Consider the following 22,610-nt stretch of genomic DNA (forward strand, 5'->3'; position numbering starts at 1 on the left):
GAAAAAAGTTTATATTCACTATGACAATAGTAATTACTTGTTTCTATGATTATATATGATTCTTTTATAGCAATGACTGGGTGTAACTCTCTTCGAAAATAAGAAAATTAGAATCGAACAGATTCCCCATTCTTACTTTTAGGCTTCAAAATTGTGCTATTTTTATTTCTATTAAAAATAAAATAAGAAAGTATGATAAGAACAGTAACAAACATTGTTAAAAGTGCTTGTGAACGTAAAGTATCAATTGCGAACATCGCAACTAAAACTGCTATGATAGCAGCAATTGTAACATACGTTACATACGGAAAAAGCCACATTTTCACTTTCAAATTTTGTTGTTCTACTTTTCCCATTTTTTTACGCATCTTTAAATGCGAAACTGCAATAACGAGATAAACTAGTAACGCAATCCCGCCAGATGCATTCACTAAAAACAAAAAGACTTTATCTGGAGAAATATAACTAAAAACAACGCCAATATAAGCGAAGAACGTTCCGAATAAAACGGCCCGAACTGGAACACCACTACTGTTCAATTTCAAAAACGCCTTTGGAGCATCTCCTCTTTCTGCCATCGAAAAAAGCATTCTTGAGTTTGTATATAAACCCGAATTTAAACAAGAGAGTACAGCTGTTAAAACGATAAAATTCATAATTTGTGCCGCAGCTGGTATTCCTATATGTTCCAGTACAGCTACAAATGGACTTTTTAATATGTTTGCTGAATTCCATGGCAGTAGCGTAACAACTACCGCTATAGACCCAATAAAAAATACAAGAATACGCCAAATCACACTGTTTGTTGCTGTTTTTACTGCTTTTACAGGTTCTGCAGATTCACCTGCGGCTACTGCTACAATCTCTGATCCCATAAATGAAAATATAACGACAGTAATTCCAAGCAGTACCGAACTTATACCGTTTGGCATAAATCCACCTTGTCCAATTAAATTCGAAGTGCCGGGTGCTTCTGTTCCTGGAACAAATCCTAAAATAACAGCAAGACCTAGACAAAGGAACAAAACAATACTTATTACTTTAATAAAAGAAAACCAATATTCAAACTCTCCAAATGATTTCACCGAAAAAACGTTCGTCAGCGTTAATAAAATTGTTAATATTAAACTTAATAACCAAAGCGGTATTTGTGGAATCCAATATTGGATAATACCAGCACCTGCTGTGGCTTCTATTGCAATAACAATTACCCAAAAAAACCAGTATAACCAGCCTATTGTATAACCCGCCCAAGGACCAATCGCTTCTCTTGCATACGTTGCAAATGAACCACTTGTCGGATTAACAGCTGCCATTTCTCCTAGCATTCTCATGACGAAAATGACTAGAAGTCCTGCTAATGCATATGAAACGATAGAACCTGGTCCTGCCGAATGTACAACTGCACCACTTCCAACAAACAAACCAGCCCCTATTACGCCGCCAATTGAAATCATTGTAATGTGGCGTATTTTGAGGTCTTTCTTTAGATTTTTATCCAAATCTTGTACATCCCCTTCCAAACTAAATTTTGAAATTTATGTAAGAGTACTGTGCGAAAGATTTTGTCCTATACTTTAAAATATATCAAAATATTCTGAATTTAACAATTATAATTCAACCTCCTTCAAAAATTATTACATTAGGTTTAATACTTTCCCATACACAATTGTTGAGAAAATTATATTCTCCTTACAAAAGAAAGAATTTTCAGATATCATTGAATAAACAAGATTATACATCTAGACAACTTTTTGTATAGGAGTGTTGATATGTTAAACAAGTTCAAATTTTTTTGTTGTATTTTAGTAATGTTCTTACTTCTATCGCTATCCCCTTTCCAAGCACAAGCAGCAAACAATTTAGGTTCAAAATTACTCGTTGGATACTGGCATAACTTTGATAACGGTACTGGCATTATTAAATTAAAAGACGTTTCACCAAAATGGGATGTAATCAATGTATCTTTTGGTGAAACTGGTGGTGATCGTTCTACTGTTGAATTTTCTCCTGTGTATGGTACAGATGCAGAATTCAAATCAGATATTTCTTATTTAAAAAGTAAAGGAAAGAAAGTAGTTCTTTCAATAGGTGGACAAAATGGGGTCGTTTTACTTCCTGACAATGCCGCTAAGGATCGTTTTATTAATTCCATACAATCTCTGATCGATAAATACGGTTTTGACGGAATAGATATTGACCTTGAATCAGGTATTTACTTAAACGGAAATGACACTAACTTCAAAAACCCAACTACCCCTCAAATCGTAAATCTTATTTCAGCTATTCGAACAATCTCAGATCATTATGGTCCAGATTTTCTATTAAGCATGGCCCCTGAAACAGCTTATGTTCAAGGCGGATATAGCACATATGGAAGCATATGGGGTGCATATTTACCAATTATTTACGGAGTGAAAGATAAACTAACATACATTCACGTTCAACACTACAACGCTGGTAGCGGGATTGGAATGGACGGTAATAACTACAATCAAGGTACTGCAGACTACGAGGTCGCTATGGCAGATATGCTCTTACATGGTTTTCCTGTAGGTGGTAATGCAAATAACATTTTCCCAGCTCTTCGTTCAGATCAAGTCATGATTGGGCTTCCAGCAGCACCAGCGGCAGCTCCAAGTGGTGGATACATTTCGCCAACTGAAATGAAAAAAGCTTTAAATTATATCATTAAAGGAGTTCCATTCGGAGGAAAGTATAAACTTTCTAATCAGAGTGGCTATCCTGCATTCCGCGGCCTAATGTCTTGGTCTATTAATTGGGATGCAAAAAACAACTTCGAATTCTCAAATAACTATAGAACATATTTTGATAGTCTTTCCTTGCAAAAATAACAAAGTAAAACTATAATTAGCCCTCATCAATCGGACATTTATGGGCAATCCATGCAGGATAAAAACAGCAATAGGTCCCTTTATAGGTCCTATTGTTGTTTTTTATTTATGAAAATTACTTTGTCACATCTAAAGTTTTAAGAAACTGTTTTCCATCGACCAACATCGCACGTTCCTCTGAATCATATTGTTAAATATTCTAGTCACTCTTTTGCTTCAACACAAAAACTGAAAGTTCAGGTACACTACAAAATCTAACAGGCATCCTAGTAGTCCCAATGCCACGATTTACATATAAATATAACTGCTTACTCTTCCCCTCTACTTCATACATACCTTCAACATAGCTCTCAGCTAGTTTGGTAGTAATTAACGGACCTACAAAAGGGATTTGGACTTGTCCTCCGTGACTATGTCCTGACAGTTGAAGATCAACTGGGTAACGATTTATTTTGGTTACAACATCCGGCTCATGTACTAATAACATGTTGAAATCATTTTGTTTCAAGTTTTTTAAAGTTAAATCTATTTTCGGCTTCCCTAATAGAAAATCATCCAAACCTGATATTGTAATATATTTGCCGTTTTCCACTTTAATTTTCTGCACTTCATTTACTAATACAGAAAAACCAGCTTCCTCCATATATTTTTTGTAAAATAGACTACCGCCCCCGCCCCTATCATGATTCCCAAACACAGCATATTTCCCTAAGGGAGCGTGAATTTTCTGCAAAATAGCCTTCGCTTCTTCTCTTTCCGCACTATAAGACCCAAATTTATCTATTAAATCTCCGGTAAAAACTACTATATCTGGATGTAATTCATTCATCTTCTCCACTAAATGTTCAAGTTGCTTCAGTGTAAACTCTGGCCCTAAATGTACATCTGAAAACTGTAATATTTTTTTATTATTAAATTCTTTAGGAATTGCAGAAGCTTCTATTTCATTCCACGTAACTGTTACTAATTTTCTTTCTATTTCTGTCGCATAATAATACAAACTTACTGGTATCATTAATATACTTATAAAACTAATAATAAATATCTTTATGATTGATTTTTTTCGTTCTTTTTTTACATGATTCGTATTCATGTTTTCACCTCTAGAAACACTTTAAATCCTTATTGTTACATTAATGTGACAACATGAATACTATTCTTATTATGTAATTCCTTCCCTATTCACTTTGACAATTTTATACAGAAGTCATAACATATTTTTATAATACATATATTTTTGAATCTTTTTCTATTCATTCCATTATTTTATTACGGAGGGGTTATTCATGTCTGTATTTACACCAGAAGAAATTACGGAACTTGCTGCGAATTCAGGAAGGAAAAAAGCTCATTTATCATTGCTCCCTATGCTAATTCTTGGTTTTTTTGGTGGTGCTTTTATCGCATTAGGGTATTTACTCGATATTCATGTTATTGGGACAATGCCAAAATATTGGGGATCATTTTCTAGTTTTCTAGGCGCTGCTGTATTTCCTATTGGTCTTATTCTCGTTATTCTTGCAGGCGGTGAACTAGTAACCGGTAACATGATGACAGTTTCTATGGCCTGGCTCCAAAAGAAAATTACTTTATTTTATTTCATACGAAATTTAGTTATTGTTACATTTAGCAATTTCATAGGGGCTGTATTTGTAGCCTACTTTTTCGGTCATATCGTTGGCTTAACTGAGGGAGCTTTTTTAGCGAAAACTATTTCTATCGCTCAAGCGAAACTACAAGATACGCCATTGCAAGCATTTATTTCTGCAATCGGATGTAATTGGCTCGTTTGTTTAGCTGTTTGGCTCAGTATGGGAAGTAAAGAATTTATCGGAAAGATTATCGGTATTTGGTTCCCGGTTATGACTTTTGTTGCGATTGGATTTCAACACGTTGTAGCCAATATGTTTGTCATCCCAGCCGCGATTTTTGCCGGTCATTTCACTTGGGCTGAATATTTTCCAAACTTTATTTTTGTTTTCTTTGGAAATTTAGTAGGAGGTATGTTATTTGTAGCACTACCTTACTTCATATCTTATAATAAGAAACTACCTGCTCATCAAGAGAAGACTGAAATGAAGAACAAATCTCTGTCCGCTTAAATGGAATGTCTATAAAGTGCCCTAAAAAATATTACAAATTTCATTTTTTTTGCGAATATATGTACGTACACTTGTTCTCGAATGTTTTATACGTTATAATAACAACTTAAATAGCATTATTTACATATGAGGTGAAAAACATGAACAAAACAGAATTAATTAAAAACGTAGCACAAAATGCTGAGATTTCTCAAAAAGAAGCTACTGTAGTTGTACAAACTGTAGTAGAATCAATCACTAACACTTTAGCTGCTGGTGAAAAAGTACAACTTATCGGATTCGGTACATTCGAAGTTCGCGAAAGAGCTGCTCGTACAGGCCGTAACCCACAAACTGGTGAAGAAATGCAAATCGCAGCTTCTAAAGTACCTGCTTTCAAAGCTGGTAAAGAACTAAAAGAAGCTGTAAAATAATGAAAAATATCCTTCTCATTTATGAGAAGGATATTTTTTTCATAACATAATTAATAAAAATCTGACCATTATGTTGTTTCTTTTGTTCTTTTATGCAAATAAAATCTTTACTTTCAAAAAAAGGTTTTGCGGTAATGCTCGCCTCTGTATATATCTCCCTATGTCCCAAATTCACTGCTTCTTTTTCTAACTTCTGTAGTATGTATGAAGCGACTCTTTTCCCTTGATAATCTTTATGCGTAAATAAACGATCTACGTAACAATCATCGTTATAATCCCCAAACCCGACTATCACACCTTTATGATCCGCTACATAGCTAATATTCTTTTCTAAAGACTGTAACCAATTTTCTCTATCTAGTCGCTCCGGTGCCCACGCCTGTAGCTGTAACTCATTATAATCTTTTGCATTAACCGTATGAACTGTTTCATAGAACAATTGTAATACTTGATCTAAATCTTCTTTCTGGAATGTTCTAATTATAATATCTTTTAACATATATAAGTCTCCTTACGAAACTACCTCTTAACTTTTCTACTACATACAATTCTATATTTCTGCTTTATTATATCGTTTTAATTTCTATACGAACAAAAAAACAATACTTATTCAAGTATTGTTTTTTAATTCTATTCAATTACTTAATGTAGCTTTTTAAGGTTTTAATTTAACTCTTTGTAATCGTAATGCATTTAATACAACGGATACAGAACTAAATGCCATCGCTGCTCCAGCAACCCAAGGGGCTAAAAAACCTAATGCCGCAATTGGAATTCCTAACGCGTTATAAGCTAATGCCCAGAATAAATTTTGTTTAATATTTCTTATCGTCATTTTACTCATAAAGATCGCATCAGCAATACTATTTAAGTCACCGCGGATTAACGTTATATCCGCTGCTTCCATCGCTACATCCGTTCCCGTTCCAATTGCCATACCAATGTTCGCTGTAGCAAGAGCAGGAGCATCATTTATCCCGTCTCCAACCATCGCTACTTTCTTACCATTTGCTTGCAGTTTTTTCACTTCTTCTGCTTTTCCTTCTGGCAATACTTCTGCAATTACGTGATCAATACCAACTTGCTTTGCAATTGCCTGAGCAGTTTGTGTAATATCTCCTGTAATCATCACAACGTCTAGACCCATTTTTTTCAGTCTTGCGATAGCTGCTTTTGAAGTATCTTTCACAGTATCTGCAACGGCAAATATACCAGCATATTCTTTATCGATTGCAATAAGCATTGCTGTTTTTCCTTCTCGTTCTAGCGCTTCCATTGATTTAGAAACTTCTTCAATATCAATATTGAATTTCTTCATTAATCGACGTGTACCAATTAATAAGTGTTTTCCTTCTACAACTGATTCGATACCAAATCCCGGAATCGCTTCAAACGTTTCTGAACTTGGGATATCAATTTTCTTTTCTTTAATTCCTTCTACAATCGCTTCTGCAAGTGGATGTTCAGAATTTCTTTCTGCTGCCCCTACTAATCTAAGCAGTTCATTTTCATTGAATCCATCTGCTACAATTACATCTGTTAACACCGGCTTCCCATTTGTCACTGTACCCGTTTTATCTAAAATAACCGTATCTAATCTGTGCGTTGCTTCTAAATGCTCTCCACCTTTAAATAAAATACCATACTCTGCTGATCTTCCTGATCCTGCCATAATAGATGTAGGCGTTGCAAGACCTAATGCACATGGACAAGCGATAACAAGTACTGCTATCATTTTCTCAAGTGCTCCGCCAAAATCACCAGGTGTAACAAATATCATCCATACTGCAAATGTGATAATCGCAATCACAACTACAACCGGTACGAAAATACCTGAAATTTGATCTGCTACCCTTTGAATAGGAGCTTTTGAACCCTGTGCCTCTTCTACTACTTTAATAATTTGAGCTAATGCAGTATCTCTTCCTACCTTAGTTGCTTTCACTTTTAAAAATCCATTTTTATTTATTGTAGAACCTATTACTACATCCCCAATTGACTTATCAACAGGAATACTTTCACCCGTTAACATCGATTCATCAATCGCTGACTTTCCTTCGACAATCTCACCATCTACTGGTATTTTTTCACCAGGCTTTACATAGACGATATCACCAGCTACTACTTCTTCAATCAAAATTTTTATTTCTGTTCCACCTCGCACAACTGTAGCTGTCTTCGCTTGTAAACCCATCAATTTTTTAATTGCTTCTGATGAGCGCCCTTTTGCTTTCGCTTCAAATAATTTACCTAAAATAATTAATGTAATAAGTACCGCACTCGTTTCAAAATATAAATCTGTCATATGTTCCGAAGAACCAATAGATTGAATACTTAAATATACACTATAAAAATAAGCGGCCGACGTTCCAAGCGCCACGAGAACATCCATATTCGCACTTTTATTACGTAACGCTTTATAAGCCCCAACATAAAACTGCCCACCAATGATAAATTGAACAGGAGTTGCAAGTGCTAGTTGCACCCAAGGGTTCATTAACATATCTGGTAAATAAATAAACGACGTAAATGAGAAATGACTAACCATTGCCCACAATAATGGGAAAGATAAAATAAACGAAATAATAAACTTCTTCTTTTGTCTTTCAATTTCTTGTAATCGATGATCAGTTGATGCATCTTGATCATCTGGTTTCACTTCTAATTTATATCCTAGCTTCGTAATCGCGCTCTTCATTTCATTTACATTAACTTCATCATGATTAAAGTCTACTGTAGCTGATTCTAAAGCAAAATTTACTGTCGCTTTGTTCACACCATCTAACTTATTTAAACGCTTTTCAACTCTATTTGCACATGCTGCACATGTCATTCCTGAAACAGTAAATTCAGCTTTATCACTTACAATTCCATATCCTAACGATTCAACTTTTTCTTTAAATTGTTGCAGATTTGTTTTAGTTGGATCGTACATTATTTTTGTTTTTTCAAGCGCAAAATTTACATTTGCCTCATGAACACCTTCTACTTTTTTTAGACCTTTTTCAATTCTATTTGCACATGCCGCACATGTCATTCCTGATATTTGAAGATTGGCCTCTTTTTGTTCATTCATGTCTCTCACCTCTATATACCCTTATGAGGTATAATTATTAGCAAAATAAATCGTACTTCGTTTAAAGTACGATTTATTTCCATATCTAAAAATAATTACTGAACATCGTATCCTTGGTCTTCGATTACAGCAACGATATCTTTTAATGTTACGGCAGACGAGTCGATAGTAACTTCAACAGTTCCTTCTGCTAATTGAACCTTCACTTGTTCAACACCGTTTAGCTCTTTCACACTGCTTTCGATAGCATTTACACAATGTCCACAAGACATACCTTCAACTTGTAATGTTAACTGTTCCATTTAAAATCCTCCTCTTGTTTCTTCATTATTTGTTAATCACAATTACATCTTACCATACCCCCCTAAGGTAATCAATGGTTTTGTATCATGATTTTTCAATTATTTTCTAAAAGTTTATTTTACACACACTTTTTCACATCAATACCCCGAAATCTTATTATGAAGGTAAACAAAAAAAACAAGCCAGTGACATACTAGCTTGTTTTTACGCTTTTGAAAAACGTTCAAATACAGTCATTAATTCTTCAATTGCTTCGTCACCATTGCCATCTTTAATAGCACCTGAAACACAATGACTTGTATGGTTTTTTAATACACCCATTCCTACTTTTTTCATCGCTGCATTAATCGCTGAAATTTGCACTAAAATATCCACACAATAGCGATCATTTTCAATCATATTTTGAATACCGCGGACCTGTCCTTCAATCCTCTTTAATCTATTTATAATTTGTTCTTTTTCTTTTTCTGATCTATGTGTTACCGCTTCATGCTCTTTATGACCCATATTATCACCTTCTTAAAGTTTCTCTTCATCCAATAAAACAATTGCTTTTACGAGTATACCAATTATAGCATTAATTATCTATGTATGATACCCCATATGAGTATATTTCCGCTTTATGATTATTCTTAACAACTCATTAGCTTCTTAATCTCAATTTTCAGTATACCCTTTCTTTTTGTCAAAAAAATCATTATATCTCTCATCAAAGTTCAATAAAAAGAAACAAGAATAAGCGGGGATTACCCGCCCCCGCTTATTCTTTGTCTATAATATTAAAAACTTAATTTTCAGCTATTTAATCCAACAATTTTTTCTTTCCATATATGATTATTGCTGATCGCATACTTTTGTATCATTCACTACTGAAGTTCCTTCAACGGTTACCGTATGAAAACAGTCATTTACTCGAACTGTTACAACATTATCTTGCCGATCAATGATATGATATTCATTAAAATTTTTATTCAGAGCACTGCGAATTTGTTCTCCTTCATAAATTGGGATGCCATGCGATAAAACCCAAATAAGTCCAGCGATAGCAAGAATAGTTTTCATACGATCTACCTCCTTGGGAATATAGTGAACTTTTAATCCATACTTTTTCAGCTCTACAAATCATGATCGGAATAAACCAAGCCTTTTTGGAAATAAGTTCATTTCGTCTATTTTATGTTTATGCTAATTGTGACCGTTTTGTGACAACTTTTTGTCTCCTTAGACGAAAAGTTGAAACAAAACTTTCAAAAAGGACAATTCTACATATCAAAAAAGGTTATGGAATGTTTCATCCATAACCTTTTTTCCTATACGTAACTAATAAATCTCAATCCTTTACTTAAAGAAGTCGGCACAACAGATGCATGATTCTCCCCTTCAGCTTCATAAAACTTAAATTTAAGTTTATCGTGGTTTACTTGGAGAAGGCGCTCTGATAATTCATTTGCGCCTACAACCATATGCTCTCGTTCTAGTGACCCAACTGTAAGGAACACTCCTGTTTCAAACTTAGCATTGTTTAATTCATGTATAAGGTTCTCTTCTTTTTCAAGTACGGATTGGTTATTCCACCATATAGATGGACTACTAATAAAATAATTTTGAAAAGCATTTAAGTTTGTAAATAGTATATAAAGAGCAAATAGTCCACCTAAAGAATGTCCAAATAACGTTTGCTTACTTTTATCGATCTCAAAATTCTTTTCAATTTGTGGTTTCAGTTCTTCTTCAATAAAAGTAAAGAAATTATGTGCTCCTCCTGTTTTAGGCCACGGTTTACCGTCTGGTTTTAAAGGGGCATCTTTTGAAATTACGCTAGGCGTAAAATCATAACATCTTTCTTCCCCTGAAAATGCGCCTTCAATTGGATAACCCAATCCTACTATAACAGCTGGTGAAACACCGGTTTTTTCCGCTCTTACTGATTGTATTTTAACTGCTTCATGAAATGTTTGAAAAAAGGCATTGCCATCTAATACATAAATGACAGGATATCCTGAATCCGGTGCTGGTTGCCTCGGCTTTGAAATATGAATTTGATATTCCTTACCTTCTAATTTTGAATACATTTTCCACTGTTCTGTATTAGATGTTATAATCTGCTGTTTTTCAACTGTAGTATTCACCCTATCCCCCCCTTTTTAACTTGTTACATATATTTCGATTTTTTCTTCTTGAGATACAACGCTATCATAACCGAAACAAACAGGAGCCCCGTTATACGGATCTATCATGACACGTGCATCAATATGAAATACTTCTTTTAACACTTCATTTGTAATGATTTCTTCTGGGCTACCAGTTGTAACAATTTCTCCTTCCTTCATTGCAATAATTTCATCTGAAAACCTTGCTGCATGGTTAATATCATGTAATACCATAACAACCGTACAATTATGTTCTTTATTTAACTTCTCCACAATTTGTAATACATCTAATTGATGAGACATATCAAGGTATGTAGTTGGCTCATCTAATAGCAACACTTCTGTCTCTTGTGCTAATGCCATCGCTAGCCATACCTTTTGTCTTTGACCACCTGATAAATTTGCAATTTGTCTCGTTCGAAATTCAGAAGTTTTCGTTATATTTAATGCCCAATCAATCATTTCTTTATCTTTTGTCGTTAACTTATTTACGTTATTTCGATGTGGATAGCGTCCATAAGAAATTAATTCTTCCACTTTAAGTTCACCTGGTGCAATTGGAGTTTGCGGGAGTAAAGCTAACTGCTTCGCAATTTCTTTCGTTGAAATTGTATGTAAATCTTGCCCTTGTAAATATACTTTTCCGCTTTTTTGTTTTAAAATTCTTCCCATTGTTTTTAACAATGTTGATTTACCGCAACCGTTCGGACCTATAATTGTCGTTACTTTTCCTTCTTGTATTTCCACATTTAAATCGCGAAACACTGTAAGCTTTTCATAACTTGTTTCTAAATTTTTTGCACTTAAAATACTCACTTTTATTCCTCCTCTTACGCTTTCGCCTTATAAAGTAAATATAAGAAATACGGTACACCGACAATAGAAATAACGATTCCAACTGGTAACTCTACAGGTGTGAAAACTGTTTTTGCAATAAAGTCTGAGGCAACTACAAGAAACATTCCGATTACGCCGCACGTGGGAATTATATACTTATGTTGAATACCGACAAGTCTTTTCGCTATATGCGGTGCCATTAAGCCAATAAAACCGATACTCCCTGAAACAGCAACACATGCACTCACAAGCCCGATACTGCTTAATAATAAAATCGATTTCTCTCTTTCTACTGAAACACCTAAACTTGTAATACTCGTTTCTTCCAATTGAAATAAATCTAGTAAATATGCTTTCTTTTGTATAAGTGGAATTAAAATAATAAGCCATGGTAACATAGCCACAATATACTTCCAGTTCGCACTATATATGCTTCCAGAAACCCACACTGCAGCCATCTCGAAATCAGTTGACTTCATTTTGAGTGATAAGTACATAGAAAAGGCCCCAAATCCTGATCCAATTGCAATCCCTGTTAATAAAAGTCGCTGCGAATCTAACTTACCGTTTTTCCAAGAAAAAAGATAGATGATAATAGCAGCACCTAATCCGCCGACTAAACCAAACATTGGCATCATCATAATAGAAACCCAGTTTGTGCTTTTTAATTGTCCTTGAAAGAAAAACATAAAAATGACGATCGCTGTTCCCGCACCGGCATTTACTCCTAAAATACCTGGGTCTGCCAATCCATTTCTCGTAATCCCTTGAATAACGGCACCCGCAACACCAAGGCCTAATCCTACTAATCCAGCAATTACGATACGTGGAAGACGAAACTCAAAAATAACTAAATCATGTTCTGGTACTGGATCAATTCTAAAAAGTGTTTTAAACACATCTGTAATCGTAATGTCGAACGTACCATTTGTTAAACTAATATAAATAGCACATAGTATTAAAAATATAATAATCCCCATCGTCATTCCGAAACGTTGACTTGAACTTTTAAGCATGTCTCTCTCCTCCTCTTGTACGGATTAAATAAAGGAAGAAAGGAATTCCAATTAAAGATGTTACGACTCCAATTGGCGTTTCAAATGGATAATTTACAAATCTACTTAAAACATCACATAACGCTAAGAAAACCCCACCAATAACGCCTGCACATGGCAATATCCATTTATAATCTACTCCAATTATAAAGCGGGTAATGTGCGGAATAATTAAACCTACAAAACCAACTTTTCCTACTAAAGCAACTGCTGTTCCTGTTAAAAAAATTACCGATAAAATTGCCATCGCTTTAACTAGTTTTGTACGCTGTCCTAAATTAATAGAAACCTCTTCGCCTAATGAAAGAATGGTAATAGATTTTGATATTAACAATGCTAAAATTATTCCAATTATCCCAAACGGTATCGTAATTTTAATTATATTAGGATCTACTTGATCTAACTTTGCATTAAACCAAAAACTAACATTTTGAGAAATTTGGAAATACGAAGCCATGGCAGCCGATACACTGCTTAAAAATGTTCCAATAACTGTTCCGATAATTGCTAACCTAACTGGTGATAAGCCATTTTGAAGGAGCGAACCAAAACCAAACACGATACCGGCTCCGAGTGCAGAACCAATCATTGAACATACAACCATACCAATTGATGACATTCCTGGAAGAAAAATCATACAAAGTGTAATAACAAAGGCAGCACCATCCGTCACACCCATAATAGAAGGGGATGCAAGATAGTTTCTTGTCATCCCCTGCATAAGTGCTCCTGATATGGCTAGAAATGCTCCGACTAAAAGAGCTGCAACTACCCTTGGTAAACGTGAAGTAATAATAATATTATGATTTACATCACTTGAATCAAAATGAAATAATGCGTTCCACACTGTTTCAGCATCAATACTTTTCGCCCCATACAAAATCGAAAGTATAACTGTAAATAAGATGAGTATGGGTGCTATACATAATATAGTTACTGGTACTGCATTTGTTTTCTGCATATCATTCAACGCACCTTACTTATTGTATTATTTAGATAAATTTTTCACTGCTTCTTTTAAGAAGGCAGTTTTACTCCAAGCAGTACCACCTTGTGCCATTGGATCTACAACGTTTACAAATACTTTCTTTTCCTTCGCAGCATTCATACTTTGCCAAATTGGATTACTTTCAATTTCTTCTAACACTTTTGGATTTTTATTTTCACTTGCCTCATATTGTAAGAAAATATAATCTGGGTTAAGTTCAGCAAGTTTTTCAAATGAAATTTTCTCTTGTGCTTTTACAGTTTTCAATTGTTCTGGAGCAGTTAGTCCAAGATCTTTATAAATTACAGGGTTGAAGTATACTCCTTCTGGATATAGGAATAATTCGTTTGCTCTTAGTCTAATGACAAGTACTTTTTTATCTTTTAACTTATCTCCTAGTTTTGCTTTTGCTTTTTCAGCGTCTGAATTGTAGTCTTTAATAATTTTTTCTGCTTTATCTTTTTTACCAGTTAATTCTCCCATTAACTTTAAGTTATCTTCCCAATTTGTTGAAACGTGTGATACCGGGAATGTAGGAGCTACTTTCGTAAACTTTTCAGCTGTTTCTGCTGGGAATTTCGTACTTGATGTAATCACATCTGGTTTTAATTGTAGTAATGTTTCGAAATTGGGTTGCATTTTCTCACCAACAGATTTCGCACCTTCTAACTCTTTTTCCAGGTACTTTGGTAGTTTACCACCTACAGTAATGGCACCAACTGGTTTAATTCCAAGTACTGCCGCATCTTCCATTGACTCTAAACTAGCTGTCGCAATTTTATCTACTTTTGCTGGCACTGTATATTCTTTACCTAAATATGTAATTTTTCGTTTTTCATCTTTTTTCGTTTCCGTAGCTTTTGTCTGTTGTTTTTGCTCGCCTGAAGTTTTATCCGCACTATTACATGCCGCTAAACCTACACTTAAAACTGTAACCATCCCTAAAGTAAATAATTTCTTGTTCATCTTTATATGTCTCCTCTCAAATTTTCAAACTATATTCTCAATAGAATTTAACTATATGAATCTTATCCCATATATATATTTCATTAGATTAATAATTTTATCCAGAACTCATTCACGTTCACTTCCCCTAGACTATAATTCTTTTACGCCTTCATCACTTGATAATCTTTTTCACTGATAATGATTATCGTTACTAAGTATATATTTAATATGAAATTATTTCAAGAATGATTTGAAAAATTTTAACAAACTGAATTAAAAAAAGAAGTATCTCCCTAATATTAGGGAGATACTTCTTTTTTTAGAAATTTATATGCAATTTAACTGGACAATGGTCTGATCCCATCACTTCACTATTAATTTTCGCTTCTGTTATTTGGTCTTTCATTCTTTCCGAAACAACAAAATAATCTAAACGCCATCCGATATTTTTCGCTCTCGCGCCCATACGATACGACCACCACGAGTATGCACTTTCTTGATCAGGATAAAGGTAACGATATGTATCAGTAAATCCTTCTTCTAAAATACATGAAAATTTCTCTCGCTCCTCATCAGAGAATCCAGGATTTTTACGATTACTTTTTGGATTTTTCAAATCGATTTCTTTATGAGCAACATTTAAGTCTCCACAAAAAATAACTGGTTTTTTCTCATCTAATCGTTTGATATAGGATCTGAAATCATCTTCCCATTTCATTCTGTAATCTAATCGTTCTAATCCACGTTTTGAATTTGGTGTATATAACGTTATCATATAAAAATCTTCGAATTCTAAAGTAATAAGTCGCCCTTCTTGATCATGCTCTTCAATGTCTAAACCATATGTAACTGAAAGCGGTTCTTTTTTCGAAAAAATAGCAGTTCCTGAATATCCTTTTTTCACAGCATAATTCCAGTATGTATAATATCCCTCTAGATTTAAATCAATTTGCCCTTCTTGTAATTTAATCTCTTGTAGACAAAATATATCAGCACTTGATTCCTCGAGATATTCCAAGAATCCACCTTTTGCGATAACTGCTCGCAAACCATTTACATTCCATGAAATTAACTTCACTTTTAGCCCTCCTCTTGATGTTTATTTCCAAATTTCATGCTATCACAAAATAGAAAAACAATCATATTTTCACCTTTGTAATCTTGCTCTTACATTTATGAATACATACATACGCACTTTATTCAGGTTATACTAATTTCAGAGGTGATGTTCTTTGCATAATGAAGGAGTTATATTAACAAATGAGTATTGGCAAGCAATTATTCATAATGATTCTTCCTATGATAGCAAATTCTTTTATGCTGTGAAATCAACTGGAATTTTTTGCAGGCCATCATGCAAATCAAGAATACCGAATAGAAACAATGTACGAATTTTTCATCATGCAGAGCAAGCATTAAGCGAAAACTTTCGCCCGTGCAAACGTTGTAAGCCAAATGGGATCACTTTACCTAATGAAGAGTGGGTAGAACAAATTAAAGACTATATCGAAAAGCATTATGACGAATCCTTAACTCTCGACATGCTTGCGGAAATGTGTCACGGTAGCCCTTTTCATTTACAGCGTACTTTCAAAAGAATAATAGGGCTAACTCCTATAGAATATATACAACAATTCAGGGTTCTTAAAGCAACCAAATACCTTTTACACACAAATCAATCTATTAAAGAAATTAGTACTGCTGTCGGGATAGAAAACCCAGAGTATTTCGCAACTTTATTTAAAAAGAAAACCGGATTTACTCCTACTGAATATCGAAAAAAGAACGAAATGAAAGAGGGATACGATAATGAATTCCTACAAAAATAATTATATATATTGGACGCTACTTACACATAAAAATTGGCGATTTCATATTGCTGCAACTGAAAATGGACTATGTTTCATTGGATCACAAGACGAAAATTTTGAAGAATTAAATATATGGGCTAGAAAAAAACTGCCCCAACATATATTGATTCATAGTCCAGATTACTTGCAAATATATACGCAAGAAGTTATCGAGTATTTAGAAAACAAGCGAGAAACTTTTACATTTCCTATCGATGCTTATGGAACTAATTTTCAATTATCTGTTTGGAATACGGTACGTGAAATTCCTTATGGAAAGACATATTCTTATACAGAAATTGCTGAAAAAATTCAAATACCTAAAGCTGTGCGCGCCGTTGCTTCTGCTATTGCTGCTAACCCTCTCCTTATTACTATTCCTTGTCACCGTGTTATTGGGAAGAATGGGAAACTAACCGGATTTAGGGGTGGATTAGAAATGAAGAAAAAATTGCTTACATTAGAAAAGTTATAGGTGGAATTCATATGACAGCAGAATATAATAGCGCATTATCTATAGCAGTTCCAAAAGAATTTTGTTTCCAAGAAAATTTACGTTATCTATCACGTTCTAACAATGAATGTATGTTTCATATTGAAGACAATAAAATTTATAAAGTTATCCCTGTTCAAGATGTAAATCCTTTAGTTGAAATTAGTTTGAATACTGATGGCAATATTCAAATACGTTTTTTAGGAGAGTTATATACTCATGAAAGATGGGTAAGCGATGCTGTAGCTAACTATGTAAAAGAATGGTTTGATTTAACTACTGATTTAGCTCCCTTTTATACATTAGCTAAACATGATTTACTCCTTCAAGGACCAATTGAACAATATTATGGCCTTCGTAATTTAGGTATTCCAGACTTATTTGAGGCACTTTCCTGGGGAATTATCGGTCAACAAATTAACTTAACATATGCTTATACGCTAAAAAGAAGATTAGTTGAGCAATTTGGCAGTTATGTAGAATGGGACGGTAGAAAGCATTGGATATTCCCATCACCTGAAACAATTGCAAATCTACATGTAGAAGATCTCCAACAATTAAAAATGACGACTAGAAAATGTGAATATTTAATCGGTATTGCGAAGCTTATTACAGAGAGAAAACTATCAAAAGAGGATTTACTGCAAACACAAGATGTAAAGGTTGCTGAGAAACAATTAACCGCTATCCATGGTATAGGACCATGGACTGCCAACTATGTTTTAATGCGTTGTTTAAGATTTCCTTCAGCTTTTCCAATTGATGATGTTGGTCTCCATAATGCAATTAAATTTATAACAGGTTCCGAAAATAAACCGACTAAAAATGAAATAAAAGGTTTCGCGGCAAACTGGGCTAATTGGGAGTCTTATGCGACTTTTTATTTGTGGCGAGTACTATATTAAAAAAACCAAGTAGCACATTCGTACTACTTGGTTCTTTTTTAAGCTTGCTCCTCAAAACGTCTTGCAATTTCCACAATAACTTGAACGGCTTTTTCCATAGTATCTACCGAAACATATTCAAATTTACCGTGATAATTTTCACCACCAGTGAAAATGTTCGGCGTCGGTAATCCCATATATGATAATTGTGATCCATCTGTGCCTCCGCGAATCGGATGAATATTTGGTTCAATGTCTAAACTTTTCATTGCTTCATATGCAATATCAACAATTTCTCTTACCGGTTCAATTTTTTCAAGCATGTTATAGTATTGATCGTTCATTTCTAAAACGACTGCATCTTCGCCATACTTTTCTTGCATAGTCTTCACAATATTTTTAACGTTATTTTTACGCGCCTCAAAATTTTCACGATCAAAGTCTCGAATAATATAATACGCTTTACTTTGCTCAACATCACCATTTAAAGAAAGTAAATGATAGAATCCTTCATAGCCTTCTGTATATTCTGGCGCCTCTTCTACTGGTAAATACCCGTTAAACTCCATAGCCAGTTTAGTAGCATTGCGCATTTTATTTTTCGCTGTTCCAGGATGTGTATTCGTTCCGTTAAACGTTAACTTAGCACCTGCAGCATTAAAACTTTCATACTCTAAACCACCTAATGGACCTCCATCCATCGTATAAGCGAATGATGCACCAAACGCTTCTACATCAAAATGCGCTGGCCCACGACCAATTTCTTCATCCGGTGTAAATGCTACTCTTATTTTCCCGTGCTTAATTTGCGGATTATGTATTAAATGGTTCATTGCAACCATAATTTCTGTAAGACCAGCTTTATCATCTGCTCCTAGAAGTGTTGTACCATCAGTTGTAATAATGGTATGTCCTTTATATGATGGTAATTCCGGGAACTGCTCTGGTGTTAACACAACATTTAGCTCTTCATTTAACGTAATTGCATTACCATCAAAATTTTCATGAATTTGTGGTTTGACGTTTTTCCCTGTAAAGTCTGTTGCTGTATCTAAATGGGCTAAAAATCCAATTACAGGAACATCCTTGTCCGTATTAGCTGGAAGTGTTGCCATTACATAGCCATTATCATCCATCGTTACTTCTGTTAAACCAATTTCTTTTAGCTCTTCCACTAATAACTTACCAAACTCAATTTGTCCTGGTGTTGTTGGTACTGTATGGCTTTCTTCATTTGATTGCGTATCAATTTTTACATATCTCGTAAATCTTTCAATAAGTTCTTGTTTCAAGTTCATTCACTCCCTTTTATGTTTCTCCCTCCATTATAATCCTTAAAACGAAATATTTTAACTTTTTTGACTGTGAAGATGTATATTTCATTTACATTGTTAACACTTTTAAACGCATGATAAAAAGACATAATATTTGTACATTAAGACCGTAACAGGTAACATACATAATTATAAAATATGGGAGGTTTTAAAGATGAGGCTAACTCTCTTTCGCTATTTTCTTTTTTTCTTAGGATTAATTTTCTTTGGCCTTGGAAACGCTCTCGCAGTCAAAGTTAAATTTCTCGGCTTGCACCCCTGGGAAGTTTTAAATATGGCTCTCTACCAAAAGTTTGGATGGACCATCGGTACGTGGAGTGTCATATGTGGGTTATGTCTCGTTCTAATATCTTTACTAGTAGATCGAAAATATATAAATGTGGGGACATTTTTGAATGCACTACTTATCGGTCCCATTATGGACTTTTTCTTACAATCAAACATGCTTCCAGAAGCTAGTAATTATTTATGGATAAACTTACTCATTTTATTTTCTGGTATTGCCATTACAGGTATCGGTGGAGGTATGTACGTTGCAGCTGGGATTGGCGCTGGACCCCGTGATGGATTCATGCTTACTATTTCAGACAAAACAGGACTTTCTATTAGCCGTGCTAGAATCATAGTAGAATGTATTGTACTAGTTATTGGATTTATGCTAGGAGGTCCTGTTTTCATCGTAACTTTTCTGTACACCTTTATTCAAAGTCCAATCTTTCAGCAATCATTTAAGATGTTTCAAACACTTTTACATACTTTACATGGCAAAAAGAAAATTAGTGAACATCTTTAAAGTACAGCTTAATACAAATAAATCCACCCTATTTACGACTCTCACCGTAAATAGGGTGTTTCTGTTTTTATCTCGCAATTTAAGAATATATACTACTCATTTACAATAAAAGTATATACATCATCATAAATACAGCCATTTACTTTAATCACATACTTCCCAGGTTTATTAAAACTAATTGTGTATTTATTTAACTGAATTGCTTCTTTATCTCCAGAAAGAATATCAATACTTCTGCCACTTAATACATACAATTCATTTAGATTCATCGTTACATCAATTGTATTGAAATTTTCTACTTTCACTTGCTGTGCTTCCGCAACGCTTACACTTGGTTCTAAAAACAGTAGTCCACTTAATCCAATCGTCCCCGCTAAAGCAACTCCCGCAAACTTTTTAATCTGTTTCATTACAATGACCTCCTTATAGATTTTGCGTAAAGGCAATGTCTCCCTTACACCACAAAGCCTATATGTAATGAAATGAAAAGTAAACGGGGACTGTAAGACAAAATTCTACATCTTTTTCTCCTATTGAATATAAATCCAACGTTTGGAGTTTTGACACATTTAAAATTGTTTCCCTAAACCAATTTCTCCATAATTTATTCAAAGACTGAATAATTACTTATTGATTTAACATTCTAAAAATAGTTGATAAAGATGCTTTCTATTCAAAAAAAAGACTTTGCTATAAAAGTAACTTTTACAACAAAATCCATGCAACTAATTTTATTCCTCTTTCCATAATCTCTCTACATTCATTAATTGTTCTTCTTTAAACTCCATCTTATATATATCCGGTTTTGACGTATTCATTAAAAATTCAAAACCATATTGTTTATCAAAATAGTTCATCATTAATGTCATGACAAGCCCATGTGTACCAATTACAATTTTGCATCCTTGAAAATCCATTAAGATTTCTTTTAATACTTTCACTACTCTTCTCTGGCAATCTGCATATGACTCTCCTTCCGTTCGTGCAAAGTCCGGATTAGAGAACATCTTCTGTACAAGTGGATACACCTCTTTGTCTGATATAACCTGATCCTCACTTGAAAACATACACTCTTTAAGATTTTCATATACTACTATTTCTTTTTCATGGAAATTAGCTGACTCCTCTATCGTTAGCATAGCCCGATTATAAGGACTTGAAATAAAAGTATCAATCCTCTCCGCTTTTAATATGTCAGTTACTCTACGGGCATCCATATGTCCCCTCTCAGTTAACCCGCGCATTCTTTCATTTCCTTCTAGTTTTGGTGATTCACCATGTCTAACCATATAAATATATGTGCTCATAATTTCTCCTTAAAATTTTTTATAAAGTGAAACTTTAATTAGCCCTTACTAATCGGGCTTTTACAGGAAAATAGCGAGATAAGTTAATAAATCACGTTCATTTATCCCATTTCAACACTTAGGCGTAATACTAAAATACTTTATAAACTGTGCTGATTTGTTCGTCTAATCCATTCTCCTACTAAACTCTCAAATAATTCAGGCTGCTCAATTTGCAAATTATGCCCTGCCATATCTAACACTGCTAATGTTGCCCTTGGATATTCTTCAATAATTTCTATAATATTTTGATAACCTACTGATATATCTTGTCTTCCAGTCAGTAAAAGAACGGGATTTTCATATTTTTCACGCTGAAAATCCATAGTAAGAGAGTAATTCTTTTGCAACCTTTCAATAAATTCATCATTAGCAACATCTAACCCAGGCTTAATTTCTTCTTTAAATCGCTTATATGTATATTCATTTGCTATTACAGCTAACTCACAAAATTCCTCTCTTTCTGTGGAAGTGAGCGTATTTAAAAATTCCTCATCTTGTACAATTACCTGTTTATCTGGAAGAATCCTTTTTTCTGGCTCCGCTACAACAACAGGACATACTAATAGTAATCCGCTAACTCTCTCAAACATCTTTGCAAGTATACCTTTAGCTAAATAGCCTCCATATGATTCTCCTACCAATAAAAATTTTTCAGTAGAAATGATTTCCTCAATAAATGTGATAAGCACTTCTACTATACGATCTGAACTATTTATCCAATTTGGAGCATTCGATTTTCCCATTCCAGGTAAATCAATATATATTCGCTTATAACCTTCATATTTCTGAAATACTGATTCCATACATTTCATCATTAACCTATGGTCAGGGGCGCAGCCATGTATGATAATGACCGGTTTACCCTCTCCCACAATTTCATAGTATATTTCTGCATCTTTAATTCGATATATCATAAAAAAGCCTCCCTATTTAGTGGCAATACTATTCCACTCTGTAAGAATACACGTTCTTATTTTATATCCTTTCTCAACATTTTCACAAATGTTAATTTTCAGATTAAAAAATAAAAAGCTCCCCAAAAAAGGATACTCATCATTTTATATGCAATTTTGCATCTCCACTTACAAATCACTAAAAAAACTTTACAATTCAAAGGATGACTAAATATACAATTTCTATTTAAAGTCTTGATGCAGTCTATACTATCAACCGCAATATT

General features: G+C 34.0%; 24 protein-coding genes. 7 read left to right on the forward strand and 17 right to left on the reverse strand.

The features are described 5' to 3' along the window. Positions 1 to 107: 107 nt before the first annotated feature. Positions 108 to 1,502, reverse strand: a complete 1,395-nt coding sequence (gene gabP / locus MHB52_RS19395) for a GABA permease (protein ID WP_061664186.1) — start codon at positions 1,500 to 1,502, stop codon at positions 108 to 110. A gap of 270 nt (positions 1,503 to 1,772) precedes the next feature. On the opposite strand from gabP, the gene MHB52_RS19400 reads away from it, so the two are divergent. Beyond that, positions 1,773 to 2,855, forward strand: coding sequence for a chitinase (locus MHB52_RS19400; protein ID WP_061664184.1), 1,083 nt, complete (start codon positions 1,773 to 1,775; stop codon positions 2,853 to 2,855). Between the two features lie 199 nt (positions 2,856 to 3,054). On the opposite strand, the gene MHB52_RS19405 is transcribed toward MHB52_RS19400, so the two are convergent. Then, positions 3,055 to 3,948: a metallophosphoesterase gene (locus MHB52_RS19405; protein WP_061664182.1), complete on the reverse strand. Its 894-nt coding sequence runs from the start codon at positions 3,946 to 3,948 to the stop codon at positions 3,055 to 3,057. 193 nt (positions 3,949 to 4,141) lie between these two features. Between MHB52_RS19405 and MHB52_RS19410 the strand changes: the two genes are divergently transcribed. Together MHB52_RS19410 and MHB52_RS19415 are read left to right on the forward strand one after the other, a co-directional pair. Beyond that, positions 4,142 to 4,957, forward strand: coding sequence for a formate/nitrite transporter family protein (locus MHB52_RS19410; RefSeq protein WP_000110537.1), 816 nt, complete (start codon positions 4,142 to 4,144; stop codon positions 4,955 to 4,957). 140 nt (positions 4,958 to 5,097) lie between these two features. Next, entirely contained in the window at positions 5,098 to 5,370 is a 273-nt protein-coding gene (locus MHB52_RS19415) for an HU family DNA-binding protein (protein ID WP_001043904.1), read from the forward strand. 19 nt (positions 5,371 to 5,389) lie between these two features. On the opposite strand, the gene MHB52_RS19420 is transcribed toward MHB52_RS19415, so the two are convergent. The 11 genes from MHB52_RS19420 to MHB52_RS19470 form a co-directional block, all read right to left on the reverse strand. Then, complete coding sequence (locus MHB52_RS19420) at positions 5,390 to 5,869, reverse strand: GNAT family N-acetyltransferase (protein WP_061664179.1); 480 nt, start codon at positions 5,867 to 5,869, stop codon at positions 5,390 to 5,392. A gap of 156 nt (positions 5,870 to 6,025) precedes the next feature. Next, positions 6,026 to 8,446: a heavy metal translocating P-type ATPase gene (locus MHB52_RS19425; RefSeq protein ID WP_061664178.1), complete on the reverse strand. Its 2,421-nt coding sequence runs from the start codon at positions 8,444 to 8,446 to the stop codon at positions 6,026 to 6,028. A gap of 95 nt (positions 8,447 to 8,541) precedes the next feature. Beyond that, on the reverse strand, positions 8,542 to 8,748 hold the full coding sequence (copZ, locus tag MHB52_RS19430) for a copper chaperone CopZ (protein ID WP_000436973.1): 207 nt from the start codon (positions 8,746 to 8,748) through the stop codon (positions 8,542 to 8,544). A 205-nt stretch (positions 8,749 to 8,953) separates the two neighbouring features. Next, a complete protein-coding gene (locus tag MHB52_RS19435; protein ID WP_000509876.1) occupies positions 8,954 to 9,256 on the reverse strand; it encodes a metal-sensing transcriptional repressor in 303 nt (100 codons plus the stop codon). A 327-nt stretch (positions 9,257 to 9,583) separates the two neighbouring features. Then, positions 9,584 to 9,811, reverse strand: a complete 228-nt coding sequence (locus tag MHB52_RS19440; protein ID WP_000849103.1) for a hypothetical protein — start codon at positions 9,809 to 9,811, stop codon at positions 9,584 to 9,586. Positions 9,812 to 10,059: 248 nt separating this feature from the next. Continuing rightward, positions 10,060 to 10,878, reverse strand: a complete 819-nt coding sequence (locus MHB52_RS19445; protein WP_001098703.1) for an alpha/beta hydrolase — start codon at positions 10,876 to 10,878, stop codon at positions 10,060 to 10,062. Between the two features lie 15 nt (positions 10,879 to 10,893). After that, positions 10,894 to 11,715 (reverse strand): ABC transporter ATP-binding protein, encoded by an 822-nt coding sequence (locus tag MHB52_RS19450; protein ID WP_000025773.1) that lies wholly within the window; start codon positions 11,713 to 11,715, stop codon positions 10,894 to 10,896. A 14-nt stretch (positions 11,716 to 11,729) separates the two neighbouring features. Next, on the reverse strand, positions 11,730 to 12,752 hold the full coding sequence (locus tag MHB52_RS19455) for a FecCD family ABC transporter permease (RefSeq protein WP_061664176.1): 1,023 nt from the start codon (positions 12,750 to 12,752) through the stop codon (positions 11,730 to 11,732). Continuing rightward, positions 12,745 to 13,752, reverse strand: coding sequence for a FecCD family ABC transporter permease (locus tag MHB52_RS19460; protein ID WP_001173058.1), 1,008 nt, complete (start codon positions 13,750 to 13,752; stop codon positions 12,745 to 12,747). The genes MHB52_RS19455 and MHB52_RS19460 overlap by 8 nt, the downstream gene beginning before the upstream one ends. A 27-nt stretch (positions 13,753 to 13,779) precedes the next feature. After that, complete coding sequence (locus MHB52_RS19465; protein ID WP_001035506.1) at positions 13,780 to 14,745, reverse strand: iron-hydroxamate ABC transporter substrate-binding protein; 966 nt, start codon at positions 14,743 to 14,745, stop codon at positions 13,780 to 13,782. A gap of 301 nt (positions 14,746 to 15,046) precedes the next feature. Then, positions 15,047 to 15,805 (reverse strand): exodeoxyribonuclease III, encoded by a 759-nt coding sequence (locus MHB52_RS19470; protein ID WP_061664174.1) that lies wholly within the window; start codon positions 15,803 to 15,805, stop codon positions 15,047 to 15,049. A 154-nt stretch (positions 15,806 to 15,959) separates the two neighbouring features. Between MHB52_RS19470 and MHB52_RS19475 the strand changes: the two genes are divergently transcribed. From MHB52_RS19475 to MHB52_RS19485, 3 genes are read left to right on the forward strand one after another with little or no spacing between them, the layout of a single operon-like run. Continuing rightward, positions 15,960 to 16,556 (forward strand): bifunctional transcriptional activator/DNA repair enzyme AdaA, encoded by a 597-nt coding sequence (locus tag MHB52_RS19475; RefSeq protein ID WP_000551300.1) that lies wholly within the window; start codon positions 15,960 to 15,962, stop codon positions 16,554 to 16,556. Then, the gene (locus MHB52_RS19480; protein WP_044796961.1) at positions 16,537 to 17,052 is read left to right on the forward strand and encodes a methylated-DNA--[protein]-cysteine S-methyltransferase; all 516 of its coding nucleotides are present in this window, start codon (positions 16,537 to 16,539) and stop codon (positions 17,050 to 17,052) included. Before MHB52_RS19475 ends, MHB52_RS19480 begins: the two co-directional genes overlap by 20 nt. 11 nt (positions 17,053 to 17,063) lie before the next feature. Continuing rightward, positions 17,064 to 17,975 carry a DNA-3-methyladenine glycosylase 2 gene (locus MHB52_RS19485; RefSeq protein WP_000123499.1) on the forward strand — a complete coding sequence of 304 codons (912 nt, stop codon included), beginning with the start codon at positions 17,064 to 17,066 and terminating at the stop codon, positions 17,973 to 17,975. 38 nt (positions 17,976 to 18,013) lie between these two features. Here the strand turns inward: MHB52_RS19485 and pepT are convergent, their stop codons facing one another. Then, positions 18,014 to 19,246 carry a peptidase T gene (gene pepT / locus MHB52_RS19490; protein ID WP_000807014.1) on the reverse strand — a complete coding sequence of 411 codons (1,233 nt, stop codon included), beginning with the start codon at positions 19,244 to 19,246 and terminating at the stop codon, positions 18,014 to 18,016. Between the two features lie 196 nt (positions 19,247 to 19,442). Between pepT and MHB52_RS19495 the strand changes: the two genes are divergently transcribed. Then, a complete protein-coding gene (locus MHB52_RS19495) occupies positions 19,443 to 20,081 on the forward strand; it encodes a YczE/YyaS/YitT family protein (protein ID WP_001241259.1) in 639 nt (212 codons plus the stop codon). A gap of 92 nt (positions 20,082 to 20,173) precedes the next feature. Here MHB52_RS19495 and MHB52_RS19500 read toward each other — a convergent pair whose 3' ends face one another. The 3 genes from MHB52_RS19500 to MHB52_RS19510 form a co-directional block, all read right to left on the reverse strand. After that, the gene (locus MHB52_RS19500; RefSeq protein WP_000809495.1) at positions 20,174 to 20,491 is read right to left on the reverse strand and encodes a hypothetical protein; all 318 of its coding nucleotides are present in this window, start codon (positions 20,489 to 20,491) and stop codon (positions 20,174 to 20,176) included. A gap of 321 nt (positions 20,492 to 20,812) precedes the next feature. Continuing rightward, entirely contained in the window at positions 20,813 to 21,388 is a 576-nt protein-coding gene (locus MHB52_RS19505) for a histidine phosphatase family protein (protein ID WP_000109178.1), read from the reverse strand. A gap of 140 nt (positions 21,389 to 21,528) precedes the next feature. Continuing rightward, positions 21,529 to 22,344, reverse strand: coding sequence for an alpha/beta fold hydrolase (locus MHB52_RS19510; protein ID WP_000640332.1), 816 nt, complete (start codon positions 22,342 to 22,344; stop codon positions 21,529 to 21,531). Between the last annotated feature and the right edge of the window lie 266 nt (positions 22,345 to 22,610).

Source organism: Bacillus sp. FSL K6-0073 (assembly GCF_038006085.1).
GTDB classification, from domain to species: domain Bacteria; phylum Bacillota; class Bacilli; order Bacillales; family Bacillaceae_G; genus Bacillus_A; species Bacillus_A cereus.